Origin of the sequence: Terriglobus roseus, assembly GCF_900102185.1 — a bacterium.
Taxonomy (GTDB): domain Bacteria; phylum Acidobacteriota; class Terriglobia; order Terriglobales; family Acidobacteriaceae; genus Terriglobus; species Terriglobus roseus_A.
The window spans coordinates 2,115,593-2,131,726 of record NZ_LT629690.1; the positions used below are offsets into that span (position 1 = coordinate 2,115,593).

General features: G+C 59.0%; 10 protein-coding genes. 7 read left to right on the forward strand and 3 right to left on the reverse strand.

Annotation, left to right across the window (positions count from 1 at the left end; all coding sequences use genetic code 11):
• Positions 1-4: 4 nt before the first annotated feature.
• Complete coding sequence (locus BLT38_RS08960) at positions 5-4,324, reverse strand: Ig-like domain repeat protein (protein ID WP_172838204.1); 4,320 nt, start codon at positions 4,322-4,324, stop codon at positions 5-7.
• A gap of 117 nt (positions 4,325-4,441) precedes the next feature.
• On the opposite strand from BLT38_RS08960, the gene glmU reads away from it, so the two are divergent.
• Positions 4,442-5,878 carry a bifunctional UDP-N-acetylglucosamine diphosphorylase/glucosamine-1-phosphate N-acetyltransferase GlmU gene (gene glmU, locus BLT38_RS08965; RefSeq protein WP_083344863.1) on the forward strand — a complete coding sequence of 479 codons (1,437 nt, stop codon included), beginning with the start codon at positions 4,442-4,444 and terminating at the stop codon, positions 5,876-5,878.
• A 39-nt stretch (positions 5,879-5,917) separates the two neighbouring features.
• Here glmU and BLT38_RS08970 read toward each other — a convergent pair whose 3' ends face one another.
• A complete protein-coding gene (locus BLT38_RS08970; protein ID WP_156785071.1) occupies positions 5,918-6,916 on the reverse strand; it encodes a hypothetical protein in 999 nt (332 codons plus the stop codon).
• 123 nt (positions 6,917-7,039) lie between these two features.
• Here BLT38_RS08970 and BLT38_RS08975 point away from each other — a divergent pair, with 123 nt between their 5' ends.
• Positions 7,040-7,840 carry a hypothetical protein gene (locus tag BLT38_RS08975; protein ID WP_083344865.1) on the forward strand — a complete coding sequence of 267 codons (801 nt, stop codon included), beginning with the start codon at positions 7,040-7,042 and terminating at the stop codon, positions 7,838-7,840.
• A gap of 59 nt (positions 7,841-7,899) precedes the next feature.
• Here BLT38_RS08975 and BLT38_RS20495 read toward each other — a convergent pair whose 3' ends face one another.
• Complete coding sequence (locus BLT38_RS20495; RefSeq protein WP_156785072.1) at positions 7,900-8,079, reverse strand: hypothetical protein; 180 nt, start codon at positions 8,077-8,079, stop codon at positions 7,900-7,902.
• Between the two features lie 239 nt (positions 8,080-8,318).
• Here BLT38_RS20495 and uvrA point away from each other — a divergent pair, with 239 nt between their 5' ends.
• From uvrA to BLT38_RS09000, 5 genes are all read left to right on the forward strand, one after another.
• Positions 8,319-11,339, forward strand: a complete 3,021-nt coding sequence (gene uvrA / locus BLT38_RS08980) for an excinuclease ABC subunit UvrA (protein ID WP_083344866.1) — start codon at positions 8,319-8,321, stop codon at positions 11,337-11,339.
• Complete coding sequence (locus BLT38_RS08985; protein ID WP_083344867.1) at positions 11,336-12,325, forward strand: CPBP family intramembrane glutamic endopeptidase; 990 nt, start codon at positions 11,336-11,338, stop codon at positions 12,323-12,325. Before uvrA ends, BLT38_RS08985 begins: the two co-directional genes overlap by 4 nt.
• A gap of 405 nt (positions 12,326-12,730) precedes the next feature.
• Positions 12,731-13,150: a BlaI/MecI/CopY family transcriptional regulator gene (locus BLT38_RS08990; protein ID WP_083344868.1), complete on the forward strand. Its 420-nt coding sequence runs from the start codon at positions 12,731-12,733 to the stop codon at positions 13,148-13,150.
• Positions 13,147-14,466, forward strand: coding sequence for a M56 family metallopeptidase (locus BLT38_RS08995; RefSeq protein ID WP_083344869.1), 1,320 nt, complete (start codon positions 13,147-13,149; stop codon positions 14,464-14,466). Before BLT38_RS08990 ends, BLT38_RS08995 begins: the two co-directional genes overlap by 4 nt.
• A gap of 33 nt (positions 14,467-14,499) precedes the next feature.
• Positions 14,500-16,083, forward strand: coding sequence for a trypsin-like peptidase domain-containing protein (locus BLT38_RS09000; protein WP_083344870.1), 1,584 nt, complete (start codon positions 14,500-14,502; stop codon positions 16,081-16,083).
• The last annotated feature ends 51 nt before the right edge of the window (positions 16,084-16,134 follow it).

A 16,134-nucleotide genomic window follows, 5' to 3' on the forward strand; every position in this document is an offset into this window, starting at 1 on the left:
CGTTTTACTGCACCGTGACGGACACGGCCGCAGTACGGCGTGCCGACACCGGAGCATTCACAGCCGTTCCCGTCACCTGGAACGTCAATGTCCCCAGCGGCGTGCCTGAATCGGTTGTTCCACCACCGTTATTCGATGTGGAGTCTTCGCCGCAGCCGCCGCTCATCAATCCAACTGCCAGCAGAAGCATTAGCAACGCAGCCACGCGCCGTCTGCGTCCTCCCATCATCAACAGTGCAAACACGCCCGCAGCCGATGCACCCATCGCAATGCGACTGGCACTCTTCGAAGATACTGCTGCCTTGGTCGTGGTGATCGTAATCACCGCAGTCGAGCCCGTAGTAACGCTCGCCGGATTAATGGAACAGGTCGTCTCCGTATCAGCCGGAGCCGTGCATCCCAGCGCAATCGTTCCGCTGAAACTGCTGACACCTGCAACAACCAGGTTGATCTGCGCCGAACCGCCCTGCGAAACCGTTACCGAAGAAGGCGTGAAAGACATCGAGAAGTCGCCCATGTTCACAGCAATGGCCGCAGCCGTCTCTTTGTTAAATGCTGTATCGCCCGAATAAATCGCGAAGATGCTATGAGAACCCGCCCGCAATCCTGTCGTGGAAAGCGAAGCATACGAAGTGTTCAAGCCGTTCGACAGCAAAGAGGCACTTCCAAGATTCACAACAGAGCTGCCGTATGTGTCGTAGAAGGTCACCGTGCCGGAAGGCACCAGCGTTGCAGTGGATATGCTGGCCGTAGCAGTAGCAGTCAGCGTGATGTTCTGCCCCACAATGCCATTCGTCGTACTCGACGTCACGGTCACCACAGCATCCAGCGGCAGCGGCAACACCGTGACCGCGTCAGACGTACTGCCATTCCAATTCGTATCGCCGCTGTAGATCGCCGTCACAGTCATCGACGTAGCAGAAGTAAACGTCACCGAAGCGGTAGCAACTCCATTCGCAACCGCTCCCTTTCCCAGAAGCTTATTGTTTGCGTAAAAGCTCACGGTACCGCTGTAGGTATATGTGCCCGTGCCAGTACCGGAGTTCGCAACGGTAGCGGAGATACTCACCGGCACACCAGCCTGAGGCGAAGAAGGCGCACCTGTAATCGTCGTCTTCGTATTACCCTGCGTTGTCGTCAAACTCACCGACGCTGTATTGCAGGTGATGTTCGTATTGCAGGTGACCGTGATGGTGTACTTACCCGGCGGCGGCACAGGAAACGCAATGCTCGCCGTCGACGTCGTTGCACCCACACCAGTCGCTGTCAGCGTGCCGGTATAGGTGCCGTTGTTGCCGCTAACCGTCGCAGTCACCGTGCCAGCCGGCGCAACACTGCCGCTCGACGCCGACGCATTCACGGTGATGTTCGCGTTATACCCATACGGCACTGACCCAGTTGGCGAAATCGTGGCCGTAATCGTCGCCGTCACCGGCGTAATCGTAATCGTCAAAGCAGGCGAACTGGTCGACGCCGCGTAATTCGTATCGCCGCCATACGTTGCAGTCAGCGCATGGCTACCCACCGTCAACGTGCTGATCGCAATGCTCGCAGAGCCTGCGCTTAGCGTACCTGTCCCCACCACACCGCTCGCATCGCTGATCGTGACAGTACCACTGGGAGCAGTTCCCGCTGTCACATAACTCGACGGTGTCACCACCACATTCAACGTGAAGCTGGTGCCATACGCGCCCGTGTATCCGGACGAAGAAGTCAACGCAGTCGAAGTCGTGATCAGCGTCGTCGTCGCATCCGCCGTCACCGCATTCGAAGTTGCCGAATTGAAATTCGTATCACCGCCATACACCGCGGTCAAAGTATGCGTCACGGTCGAAGTAACAAACGGACGCACGTTTGTAGAAGACGATGTCGATGTCCCCGTCGTAGCCAGCGAACCCGCGAACGTAGCAGCACCACTGGCATTCAGCGTGCCGGTTCCAATCTTCGTGGTCCCATCCATGAACGAAACCGTTCCGGTTGCAGCCGTCGATGACGTACTCGTCACCGCCACACTCAGTCCCACAGTCCCATCCGTCGGCGACGACGCAGTCTTCGTCAGCGTCACCGTCGGCGAAATCTTGCTCGTATCGATCGCATTCGAAGTCGCTGTATTGAAGTTCGTATCGCCCACATAAACAGCAGTCAGAATGTACCCGGTACCGGACGTGTAGCTACCCGAATAGGTTCCAACACCGGAAGCATTCAGAGTTGCCGTACCCAGCGTCGTGCTGCCATCCAGAAACTGCACAGTTCCCGTTGGAATAGTGGACGTCCCGGAAGGAGGCGTCACCGTCGCAGACAAACTCGTCCCCGCCGTGACCACGGCCAACACCACACTCGGTGTCACCTTCGTCGTGGCATTCGCAGTAGCAGTGGCAGTGTTGTAATTCCCATCACCACCAAACGTCGCCGTCACAACGTGTGTCGTTCCGCTACCCAACGCACCGGTGTAAGTCGCCACACCAGAGCTATTCAGAGTGCCGTTTCCAATCGCCGTTCCGTTATCCAGGAACTGCACAGACCCCGTAGGAGCAACCGTCCCAGTCCCCGCCGTCGTCGGCGCAGCCACCGTAGCGGTCAACACCGCAGCAGACGAAGTCCCGGTCTGCGTCAGCTTCATCGAGGGCGCGCCCTTGCCCACGGTCACAGAAAAAGTGATCGGTGTATAGCAGGAGAAGCTCGCATCCGTAGTGCAATTCGCCTGGAAGTTAAACGTCCCCGCATTCGTAGCCGGAACACTCACACTCGCCGTCGCCTGTCCGCTCGTCGACGCTCCCAGCGTCCCCGTAAATGAGCTCGACGCTATCGCCGTCCCATAGGGCCAAACCGTCACCGTGCCCGACGGCGTACCAACACCACTGGTAGAGGAAACGCCCACCGACACCGCCATGGTCGTTCCCACTAACGGCGTGCCATTCACACCCGCAACCACCTTCGCGGCCTCGGCCCCGATCGTCGCCGTATCGACATTTGTGGTGCTACTCGCGTACGTGCTATCGCCGTTGTACGTGCCGTAGAACCCGTACTGACCGCCAGCAAGGCTACTGGTCGAATACGTCGCAACGCCATTCGTCATCGCGGCTGAACCCAGCGTCCCGCCCTGAGCACTGGCAAATGTAATCGTGCCCGTCGGTGTTCCAGAACCACCAGTAATGGTCGCTGTCAGCGTAATCGTCTGCCCGTGCGTTAGGTCTCGTGACGACAGCACAATCACAGAGCTCAGCGGATTCGTCGAACCGACAGCAAGCGCTTTGACCAGTTTGTCTACATTGACCGTGCCTAAACCATCCAATGCAGCCCAAGTGCCATCAGCCACAGAAGCATCGGCATGCGTAAACACACCCGGCTCTGGCGCCACCTGGTAGAACCGCGACGCAATCTCGCCCTGCCGACCGGAAGTCGTCGTTACAGACGTCAGCCCAGTCGCCAACGCGGCAACGTCCGTCACAGCCGCATCAGGCGTGGCTCGCAATCCATCCGCAGGCAATCCCTGAGCAGCCTGCCAATCCGGCCTTGGCGTCTCATCGTCAGAGTCGTCCGCAGCCGTAGCTCCCTTCACAATCAGCAGCGCGCGTTCCGGCACCAGCGAATCCGAAGCACCAGTCAGAACCACCGTCTGCCCCTGCGCCGCAGCCTGCTCCAGAACGGTAGACAACTCTTCCGTAGAAACAGAGCTCTTCGATAGGTCAGCCGTCAGAATCGCAGACGCATTCGCATCCACAGAGCCAGCAAGAGTCGCCACAGCTTCAACTGAAGCCACCGTCGCATCCAGACCAGAAACCGACTCCACAGCACTCGCCAACGCATCCGGAACGCTCGGCGTGCCCGTTACAGTAACCGCATCGCCCGCCGCCAGCGCCATCCGATGCAACGACACCGCGAAGGCCGTCTCCGTCTGCCGTGCCGTGCCGCTCACGTTCAGTCGCATGCCACCCGCCGCAACCGACGTCACCTGCAATCCCTGAGATTGCAGCCATGTCGTCACCTGCGCCACGGCATCTGCAGAAGGCGCAAATCGTTTTGCGAACGCATCCGGAGTCAGCCACTGGTGATACTGGCTATTTCCCTTGGTCCGAACGTCTGACAGGAACGCGTCCAGATCCGCCTGCTGCGCCGCCGTCCGCTTCAGCGTGATGGAAATCGAGGGGATCTTCTGCGAATCCGCAACCTCACCCGAATCCGTGCCCTGCAATGCGGCACTTCGCACCTGTGGCAGCGCCGTTCGTCCATCCTGAGCAAAGGCGACGCCCGGAAGCATCCCCAGCAACGCCACTTGAAGCAGCACACGAAAACCGGCAGGTGTCACACAACGGAAAGATGGCATCAGTGGCATAAAGGGGATGACAACATAGTTTCCCCCGCCAGTCCTCCTCAAGGCAAGCCTCTCTCTTTTCAAGGGATCGCAATCCCACGAAGGCGTTTCACGTCGTAGCATCAGGACATGAACCACTTCGGCATTGTCATCATGGCTGCGGGTAAAGGTACCCGCCTGAAGAGTGCGCTCCCCAAGGTCCTCCACACCGTCGGCGGCAAGGCTCTGCTGCTGCACGTCATCGACGCAGCAAAGACCGCCGTTACCGCTGAAAACATCCTTGTCGTTGTGGGCCATCAGGCAGACCGCGTCGAAGCAGCCGCCACCCCCACGGGTGTGCGCTTCGTCCTCCAGCCCGAACAGCTTGGCACCGGCCACGCTCTCCAGTGCGTACAGCAGTGGTTTCATGCCAACAAAATCGCACCGCCAGAAAATCTTCTCGTCCTCTCCGGCGACGTCCCGCTCATCCGCCCGGAGACCATCGAAGAGCTGCGCGACACGCATCTGCGCGAACACGCTGCCATGACCATCCTCACGGCCATCCCGGATGACCCCACAGGCTACGGCCGCGTCCTGCGCAAGCAGGATGGCTCCGATGATGTCGCCGGCATCATCGAACAGAAGTCGCTCTCCGATGACATGCTCGCCACGCCGGAGCGCCTGCGCGAGATCAACAGCGGCATCTACGCCTTCGACACGCAGAAACTCTTCGATCGCCTTGGTCGCCTGCAGAACACCAACTCCTCCGGCGAGTTCTATCTCACGGACGTCGCGGCCATGATGGTCAACGATGAAGAACGCGTCATCGCCATCCCCGCTGATTCCGTCGACGAAGTCCTCGGCGCCAACACCATCGCGGAAATGATGCACCTCGACGCCAGCCTTCGCGAACGCACCACAACGAAGCTGATGGCTCAGGGCGTAACCATCTTCCGCCCCGAAACCGTCACCATCGACGCCAGCGTGGAAGTCGCCGCAGACACCGTTCTGGAGCCATTCACCCAGCTTCTCGGAAAAACCAAGGTCGGCCCCAACTGCCGCATCCGTTCTTACTCGGTTATTGAAAACTGCGTTGTCGGTGAAGGTGTTCTCATCCGCAACGGCAGCATCCTCACCGATTCCATCATTGGTGACGGCGCACAACTCGGCCCCTACTGCCACATCCGCCCGGAGAGCCACATCGGCGCAAATGCCCACGTCGGCAACTTTGTGGAGACAAAGAAAACCACGCTCGGCGAAGGCTCCAAGGCCAACCACCTCGCCTATCTCGGTGATGCGGTCATCGGCACCGGCTCCAACATCGGCGCAGGCGTCATCACCTGCAACTACGACGGCGTAAACAAGCACCGCACCACCATCGGCAACGGCGTCTTTGTAGGGTCTGACTCAACTCTGGTCGCGCCGCTCACGGTAGAAAGCGGAGCGTACATCGCTGCGGGAAGCAGCATCACCGAAGACGTTCCTGCGGACGCACTCGCACTCGCACGCGCACGCCAGGTAACCAAGCCGGACTGGGCAAAGCGCAAACGCGAAGCCTTGCAGGAAGCCCGCAAGGCCCACACCTAAACCAGTTTGTATTGCGAAAAACAAAGAGCCGGTGACCGCTTAAAGCGAAGTCATCGGCTCTTCGCTCACAAAAGTCGTACCGTCCGGCAACTCCGAAACAATCCACACGCCACGGAACGCACCACGTAGTTCGGGATAGGCAGCCACAATCGCCTTTGCGGCAGCGGCATTCCGCGCGTGCGATGCCACAGGATCATTCAGCGCAGTATCGGCTTTCACATGCGCCAGCACGTCCAGTCCGCCATTTGCCGGAGCATTCTCAGCACCGAACGAAGTCACACGGACCTCCGTGCCCTTCCCATCACCAATCACCAACGGCTGTTGCGCGCTCACACCGGAAGACAACGCTGGCGGCGCAGCCTTCGTGCGCTCCTCCTGCAACTTGTCCAGGTGAGTGCTCGAAACAAACGAAACGGGCTTCAGAAGCTGTTCAGCCGCTGAGTAATAGACATACGCATTCCAGGCCTGCTTCTTCGCCGCATAATCTCGCGCCGTTTTCCAGTACCAGAGCCCGTCATGGCCAGCCACAGTCGTGGCACGCGGGAACAACCCACCCAACTGCCACTGTCCCGGGGCACTCTCACGCATCAGCAGTGACACCTGCCATGGTTCCGCAACACCCACCGTGTTCAGCACCACCAAACCGTATTTGCCCGGCGGCAGCGATGGAATCAGAAAACTTGTCTGTGAAGCGCCACGATTCAGGCTGCAAAAGAACTGCGCGTCCTGCGAATCTCCCCGCAACGACGAGGCATCCAGCAACCACACAGACTCCGGCGAAAATTTCGCGCCCTGCAGATGCGAAGCCGACCGCTGCATAACTCCCGCAATGCCCGAGAAGTCGCTGGCAAACTGCGGCATCGTCTGTGCCTTCACACCGTCGGCATTGTTTGCCGAAGCCAATGTCGCAATATTCTCCGCCGCGCGTATCATTCCATCACGAACGGTAGGGTCCATCGCTGCCTGCGTCGTGCAGGTTTCCGCAAACAGTGGGGCTGCCCCAAACAGAAGCACCGGCAGCCATCGAACAAATCGCATCGTAACTTTCATGGACCTCAGCAACGGCAATCCCTCGCCGTGGTTGCTAGTCTAGTACAGACGTTCTTCCAGCCATCGTGTGAGCCACATGGCATTGCGAAACGTCTTACCGGAGGAATGGCAATGCGATCCACGGCTATCACGCTCTTCCTCCTCTGCGCGCCCGTCCTCGGTGCGCAGACGGCCCTTCCTGCAACGTCGCCCACGCAGTCTGTCTCTGATCTGCCCTCTGCGCATCCAAACGCGGTTGCAGCAGTCGCGGGCGCAGAAACCAAAGTCACGTGGAACGGATCGCTGCTCACCGTGGAAGCAAGCGGCGAAGCCATGCCGGAACTGCTGGGCCGAGTGGCACGCGAAACCGGCATGAAAATCACCGGCGGCGTCCCGGACGAACGCATCTACGGCAAATACGGCCCCGCCCCAGTGCAAACCGTTCTTGCCCAACTCTTTGACGGTCTGTCCATCAACATGATGCTGGTGAACGAAACCGCCACCAAGCCCAAAGAGTTGCTACTGACAGCACGGACAGGCGCTGCAACGCCACCTTCCATCCGTCAGGTGGTACCCGATTATCCGCAGTACCGGCCGCGCCAGGCCCAAACACCGCCGCCGCCCATGCCGCCGGCAAACCCCACGCGACCGCCCCAGCAGACCCCACCGACCCAGCATGCCGAGCAATCCCCAACCAACGGATCGCAACAGGCCTTCCCGTCGCTGGCGCCGCCTCCGGCAGAAAATACCGCGTTCACCAATAACGGCAACACCGATACCACCTCTTCGAACACCACAAACAATGGCAGCAGCACGACCAATGGCAGCACTCCGGACAGCAGCCAGTCGCAGTCTTCCAGTGGCATGAAAACCCCGGAACAGATCTTCGAAGAGTTAAGAAAGCGCCAACAGCAGCAGCAGAATCCCCAGTAAACGCAGAAAAGGCGGCTCATAAAAGCCGCCCGTCGAGGGGATGAAAGATTTCTAAAGGTTTAAGCCAGATCGGTGGCTGCTGCCATCCGCGCCGCCTCGCGCTGTGCAATCCGCTGCTGGGCGACCTGGATGGAATGAATCCGGAACACGTGGAACATGCCCACGCACAGTCCGTATGCCAGAAGAACACCAAAGCTAAGGCTTGCCAGAACTGCACACACCAACATCAACGTCGTCACTACCGTTTACTCCTGTCCTGAAAGCGATGCAATCAAAGTACCAACCTGCGACTAGGCCTTCTAATCTCAGGCAAATTCAGTCATAATCCACAGTTCTGATGCGCGGAAGTACCTATGCGGATACCCGCTCTCCGTTCGTCTTCCTCGCGTGAACGCAACTCTTCCAGTATGCCGCATGAGCAAGACTGGCGCGGATAAAGTACCCTAGAATATGCGGCCTAATACCGCCGCCACACGCTATGAGCATCTCCCAAATTACAGTACGCGGCGCGCGGCACCACAACCTCAAAAACATTGACGTCACCATCCCTCGGAACTCCCTGACCGTGGTCACGGGGCTCTCTGGATCGGGAAAAAGTTCCTTGGCGTTCGATACAATTTACGCAGAGGGCCAGCGGAGGTACGTAGAAACTCTCTCCGCCTACGCACGGCAATTCCTCGACCAGATGGAGCGCCCGGACGTCGATTCCATCGACGGCCTCTCCCCCGCCATCTCCATCGAGCAGAAAACCACCTCGCGCTCCCCACGTTCCACCGTCGGCACCATCACGGAAATCTACGACTACCTGCGCCTCCTCTGGGCCAGCGTCGGCAAGCCCCACTGTCCCCAGTGCGGCCACGAAATCAGCCGTCAGTCCGCCGACCAGATCGTGGAACGCATCGTCGCGCTCAAACCCGGCGAACGCATCACCGTGCTTGCGCCCATCGTCCGGGGCCGCAAAGGCGAGTTCCGTGAGGAACTCGAATCCCTCGACCAACAGGGCTTCCGGGTCCGCATCGACGGCGAGATCACGGAAGTCACCGAAGGGATGCGCCTCGAAAAGCGCAAGAACCACACCATCGAAGCCATCGTCGACCGCGTCATCCTCAAGCTCGACGCCGAAGGCAAGCCCGACACCCGCCGCCTCGAATCCTCCGTCCAGAAAGCTCTGCAGATGGCCAACGGCCTCGTCATCATCGCCATTCACGGCATGGACGAGACGCTGTACTCCACCTCCATGGCCTGCCCCGACTGCGGCATCAACGTACCCAAGCTCGAGCCGCGTTCCTTCTCCTTCAACTCCACCTACGGCGCCTGCACCGAATGCAACGGCCTCGGCAGCATTTACGACTTCGATCCCGGCAAGACCATCACGGACTGGTCGAAGCCTCTGCTGGATGGCGCGATGGGTCCAGGCTCAGGCTCCGCATATCTGCTGCGCCTGATCAAGCTCTTCGCCGACAAGAACAAGATCAACCTCAAAGTCCCCTTCGAAGACCTCCCGGAAGCGCACCAGAAACTGCTGCTCTACGGCCCGCCACGCGCCGAAGCCGGACGCACCGGCTTCCATGGGATCTTCGGCTACCTGCGCGACACCCTAGAAGAGTCCAAGTCCGATGCCTTCCGTGAGTACTACATGCAGTACATGTCCGCGACGGAGTGCCCTGCCTGCAACGGCAAACGCCTCCGCCCGGAATCACTCGCCGTCAAGGTCGATAGTCAGTCCATCAGCGACTTCACCTCGCTCTCGCTCGATGACGCCATGTCCAAGGCGAGGACCTTCCACTTCACAGGACGTGAGAAGCTCATCGCCGACCGGCTGCAGAAGGAAGTCATCGAGCGCCTCGAGTTCCTCAACGCCGTAGGCCTCAGCTATCTCTCGCTCAACCGCAGTGCGGCAACGCTCAGCGGTGGTGAAGGCCAGCGTATACGTTTGGCCACGCAGATTGGCTCGCGTCTACGCGGCGTCCTGTACGTGCTCGACGAACCCAGCATCGGCCTCCATCAGCGCGACAACATGAAGCTCATCGCCGCAATGGAGAACCTCCGCGACCTCGGCAACACCGTCCTCGTCGTCGAACACGATGAAGACACCATCCGCAAGGCCGACTATGTACTCGACCTTGGTCCCGGTGCGGGTAAGAATGGTGGCCATCTCATCGGTGCGGGTACGCCCGAGCAGATTGCGGCGAACACGGAGTCGGTTACTGGCAAGTACATCTCCGGCGAGATCGATATCCGCAGTAACGACGCTCCCCGCGCTCTCAGCGGCAAGGAGATCGTTGTTCAGGGTGCGCGCGGACATAACCTGAAGAACGTCACCGTTGGCTTCCCTCTCGGTGCGCTTGTGGTCATCACGGGCGTCAGCGGCAGTGGCAAGAGCACGCTGGTGAACGACACACTCTATCGTGCGCTGGCGAAGCATCTGTATCGCAGCAAGGAAGAGCCACAGCCACACAACCGCATCACCGGCATTGAGCAGATCGACAAGGCAGTCGAGATTGACCAGTCGCCGATTGGGCGTACGCCGCGTTCTAACCCGGCGACTTACACGGGTGTGTTCACGCAGATACGCGACTACTTCGCCATGCTGCCTGAGAGCCGCGAACGCGGCTACAAGTCCGGACGCTTCTCCTTCAACGTGCAGGGTGGCCGATGCGAAGGCTGTCAGGGCGACGGTCAGCGCCGCATCGAGATGAACTTCCTGCCTGACGTTTACGTGTTGTGCGATGTCTGCAACGGCCGTCGTTACAACCAGGAAACGCTCTCGGTAAAGCTCAACGGTTATTCCATCGCTGACATCCTTGACCTCTCCATCTCTGACGCGCTGGATGTTCTCGGTGATATTCCCAACATCAAGCAGAAGCTGCAAACGCTCGTTGACGTAGGCCTTGGCTATGTTCACCTCGGCCAGTCAGCAACGACGCTCAGCGGTGGCGAAGCGCAGCGTATGAAGCTGGCGAAGGAACTCTCCAAACGCCAGACAGGACGCACGCTTTATCTGCTGGATGAACCCACAACAGGTCTGCACTTTGACGATGTTCGCAAGCTGCTGGAAGTGCTGCAAAAGCTTGTAGATCTTGGCAATTCTGTTCTTGTGATTGAGCACAATCTCGACGTCATCCGCAATGCCGATTACCTCATCGACATGGGCCCTGAAGGCGGTTCAGGTGGTGGTACGGTGGTGGCGTCGGGTACGCCGGAGCAGGTTAGCAAGGTGGCTGCGTCGCATACGGGGCAGTTCCTGGCCAAGCTGTACCGCGAGCGTCCTGGCAGTGAGCGTGCGCCTGCACCGGCTTACGTGGAGCCTGTGGTGGTGAAGACCGAAGTGGCAAACCCCACCAAGTTCGCACCTTCGGCGGAAGAACGTGCTGCGCGCCGCAAGGCTGCGGCCAAGAAGTCTGCCGAGAAGAGCAAGGCCAAGAAGGCCGCTGCCAAAGCTGCTGCGAAGACGGCCACAAAAACGGCTATAAAGACTAAAGGGAAGAAAGCCGAGTGACCGAACCACAACCGAATGATCCAGGCGTTACGCACGAGGGCTTCCGTCCGGAAGACCACTTCGTCATTCGCTCACAGAGCGATGAGGCTTCTTCTGCGTCCGCGCTGCATTCCGATACCTTTGCCAACACTACCTTCACGCGTTCCCTGAGCGATGTGCCGCAGGATCTGCTGACGCATCAACCGCGCCAGCCGAATCTGGGCTATTCCGCTGCCCTGCTTGGCATTGGTGTTCTGGCACTGTTTGCGGTCTCGGTCTTCATGGGCATTATCGGGTTCATTACCCACACGAAGCTGCTGGCAAACTCTGCGTCGATTCCTCTTACCAGCATCCTGATTGAGGCGGTCACCTTCCTCATCACCTACGGCATTGCTTACATTGCGTTCCCGCGCTTCTGGCAGCGTCCGTTTGGACAAGTGATCCATTGGAATCGCACTGTGGCGAAGGACCGTCTGTGGCAACTCATCGGCGTTGGTATTGGGTTGAGTGTTGTGGCGCAGGCTCTGGAGAGCCTGTTGACGCTGCCCAAGGAGATGCCGGTTGATGCCTTCTTCAAGCAGCCTTCCACGCTTTGGATCATCGCCATCTTCGGAACGTTTGTGGCTCCTGTCTGCGAAGAGGTCTTCTTCCGTGGATTCCTGCTACGCGGCTTCGCCATCTTCTTCGATTGGATTGCGCTGCCGAAGACCTATGAGGCTCGCGAGTGGTGGCAATCGACCAGTGGCCTGTCGCAACGGAGCATGATTCTGAGCGGCGTTCTAAGCAGTGGTCTGTTCGCTGCTATGCACGCGGCGCAGTTGGGATGGGCCTGGAACGCGGTTGGTGTGCTTTGGGTTGTTGGCGGTGGGCTGACTTACATCCGCATCCGTTACAACTCCGTTGCTGCCAGTTCCGTGGTTCATGCGGCTTATAACGGGCTGCTTTTTGCGATTATGTTCGTCATTACGGGCGGATTTCGCCATTTGGACAAGCTGGCAAACCACTAGGTGCGGGGCACCCCCTCCCCTCCCCTGTTTTTCTAAAATCGTCTTTCTATTGGGTTTACGTCGACGGTGGCTGTAAAATCGTCTGCCCATTGGGGTTAGAGGCAAAATCTTCTTTCTAAAGGGGTTAGACCGTCCTAAAACAAAGACGTTGTCTGGTCTTTTTGGGACTCTTTTCTATTTTAGAAATCTGCATTACTAAGCATGCCAACAAATTTCTGCCGACATGTTGTTATGAATCAGTTACTTGAAGCTATCGTTCCAGCTTGTTGATCTTGACAGCATTCGTTTGCACAGAAGCTTTGGCCAGGAAAGAACGCAGGTTCTTCAGATTCGAGGCTTTCGAACTTTGGGCTCCCTTGTTGCTAACTAATTCATTAGTACCTCGTCCATCACAACAGGACAGGAATGCCGAGGAATCGCTCCAACACGCTGACCGAAGCTGAACTGAGGCTGATGCGCCTGCTTTGGCAGATCGGCGAATGCTCGGTGCAGGATCTGGTTTCCGCTATGCCTGAGGCACAGCGGCTGGCGTATACGTCTGTTCTGACCACGATCCGCATTCTTGAGACAAAGGGTTATGTGGAGCATCGGCAAGAGGGTCGCGCGTTTGTGTATACCGCGACCGTTGCGGAGCAGGATGCGCAGCAGAGCGAAGTACGGCATGTGATGCATCGGTTCTTTGGGAACAGCCGTGAGCGCCTGATGCTGGCGCTGCTGGGCGATGGCGATGTAAGCCCCGATGAGTTGGACAAGTTGAAACAGGCGATTGCCGAAGCGGAAGCCGCTGCTGCAAGGCGCGATGCTGAGCAGGAGGAGGCGGAATGACTCCTGTGCTGGCACATGTCTCTTCTGTGATGGCTACGTCGTGGGCTGCGAGCCTGTGGCAGGGCCTTGCGTTGTCGTTGCTGGCGGTTGCGCTGCTGCGGTTGATGCCGAAGGCTTCTGCCGCGCTGCGTCACAGCATTCTGCTGGCCGTGTTTGCGGCTGCTACCGTGCTTCCCTTGCTGCATATGCCGTTGCATGTGGCCGCGATGGCACCGCAGGCATCGTCTGCTGCGATTCGTATGGCTCCGTGGCTTGCGGCTGCGATTGCAGCGGTTTGGCTGCTGGCTTCGCTTTATCGTGCGATCAGCCTTGGCATGGCGTGGATGCATCTGCGGCAGGTTCGTCGTGAGGCTACGCCGATTGCAGTGGGCGCGATGGATACGTTCAGCGCGGGCAATCGTCGCGCGGTGCTTTGCTCTTCTTCGCAGGTGAGTTCGCCGGCTGTGTTGGGATTCTTTCGTCCGGTGTTGCTGCTGCCGGAGTGGCTTGTGCCGACGCTGTCCGCTGATGAGCTTCGCCAGATTGCGGCGCATGAGTGCGAACATCTGCGTCGCCACGATGACTGGATCAATCTTGCGTTGCAGATTGGCCTGGTGGTGATGCCGTTGAATCCGGCTTTGCTGTGGCTGAATCGCCGCATTGGTGAGCAGCGTGAATTGGCTTGTGATGCTGCGGTGGTTGCATCGACCGCGCAGCCGTTGGCTTATGCAGCTTCGTTGACGCGCATGGCTGAGCAGCGAATGCAGCAGAACGGATTGCGACTGGCGCTGGCTGCGCTGGGTCGCAAGTCAGAGCTGGCGCAGCGGGTGCATGCGTTGCTGCGTGAGCCGGTGGCGGGATGGTCTCGCAGACAGTCGGCTGCGGCTTGCAGTGTGGCTGCGTTTGCCTTGCTGGCAGCGTCTGCTGGATTGAGCCGTGTGCCGCGATTGATTCGTGTGGCCCCCGCTGAGATGGTTCAGCCCGACGTGGCGGTAACGACGCCAGCCAAGGCGATTGAGCTGTATCACCAGAAGAGTGTGACTGCTGCGCCCGAAGGCCGCATGGTTCCTGCTGCGTTTGAAGTACCGCCTGTGCGTAAGCCGGCGCATCCTGTAGCGAAGACGAAGTTGAAGCATGCAGAGGAAGCCACTGAGACGGTTGCTCCTAAGGCGAATACGCCGCGTTTTGTTCGCACCGCAGCGACAGCTACACGTAAGCCCCGCATGATGAAGGCTGCCGAACAGGATGACATGCAGCCACGCTTTGTTACTACCGAGTTTGTTCAGCCCTATGTGGCTGTCCCCGTTCGCGGCGGATGGCTGCTCATCGAGTTGTAGTTCCCACTAACGTTACCTGGAGAAAGAAGCACTATGTCCGCAACAACTAATTCCTTAGTAGACAAGAAGAACATTCGCCGTTTTGCTCTGCCTGGATCGCTTGCCGCTGTGGCGGTGCTGGGTTCTGCGATGGCTTTCCATGGCATGGGTGGTGTGCATGCCGGTGCTGTAACTGCTGCCGCGCTGGATGACCAAAGCGTGTCTTCCCTATCCGCGCTGGATCAGGATATGGAGCGCCTGGCTGCGCGTGTTACGCCTGCCGTGGTCAACGTTGCTGTGACCAGCCGCGGCGGCGCTGAGGATGATGACGACAGCGATGGTCAGGCGCAGCAGCAGATTGATCCGTCGCAGATTCCTCCGCAGCTACGCCAGTTCTTTGGGCTGGGTGGTGGCGGTGGTCGCGGACAGGGACGCATGCAGCCGCAGCAGCAGCCGTTGCGTCATGGTGTGGGTTCGGGCGTGATCATCTCGTCAGACGGCTACATCATCACGAACAACCACGTGGTGGAAGGCGCGACGCAGATCAAGGTGACGCTGCATGATCGCCGCGTGCTAACCGGCAAGGTTCTGGGCACGGATAAGCTGACGGACATTGCGGTGATCAAGGTGGACGCGCATGATCTGCCTGCGATTTCGTGGGGCGACAGCGGCAAGCTGCAGCCGGGACAGACAGTGCTGGCGTTTGGTAGCCCGTTTGGTGTGCTGCAGTTCAGCGTGACGCGCGGTATTGTGTCGGCGGTGAATCGTCCTGCTCCGTTCTCTTCAGACGCTCGTACGCCGGGTGGTTTGATTCAGACGGATGCTGCTGTTAACCCCGGAAACAGCGGGGGTCCGCTGGTGAATGCGCATGGCGAGCTGGTGGGCATTAACCAGATGATTGCGACGAACAGCGGCAGCTTTGCTGGTGCGAGCTTTGCGATTCCGTCTTCGACGGCCAAGGCGATTGCAGATCAGATCATCAAGACAGGCAGCGTTCACCATGGCTACCTGGGCATTGCGATGAACGATGTGACGCCGGAGAACGCGCAGTTCTTTAACCTGACGGACGCGTTGGGCGCGATTGTGTCGCAGGTGTCGCCGGGTTCGCCTGCTGCGAGTGCTGGTATGAAGAACGGCGATGTGATCACGAGCATCAACGGCAAGCCTGTCGAAAATGGCAGTGCGTTGCAGGTGGATGTGGCGCAGATGACGCCGGGAACGAAGATCAACCTGGGCATCAGCCGTAGCGGTCAGCACCAGAGCGTGAACGTGACGCTGGGTGAGTACAACAAGGACAAGGAAGTGGCCAGCAACGATGGTGACGGCAGCGGCAAGCAGGGCAACAGCGGCAAGCTGGGTGTTGCCATGAGCGACCTCACACCGGACATCCGTCAGCAGATGAACATTCCTGCGAACGTGAACGGCGCGGCGGTGGCACAGGTTCGTCCTGGGTCGCCTGCGGAAGAAGCCGGGCTGCAGCCGGGCGACGTGATCATGGAAGTGAATCGCAAGGCGACCGCTTCTGCTGATCAGGTGGCTAGCAACATCAAGGCCTCTCCTGATGGCAAGAATGTGTTGCTGCTGGTTTGGTCGAATGGTGGTGCTAGCTATCGTGTGGTGACGCCGAACGCTGGTTAATCTTCCATCAACACAATGACAAGGGGCTGGCTTCGCGCTGGCCCCTTTGTC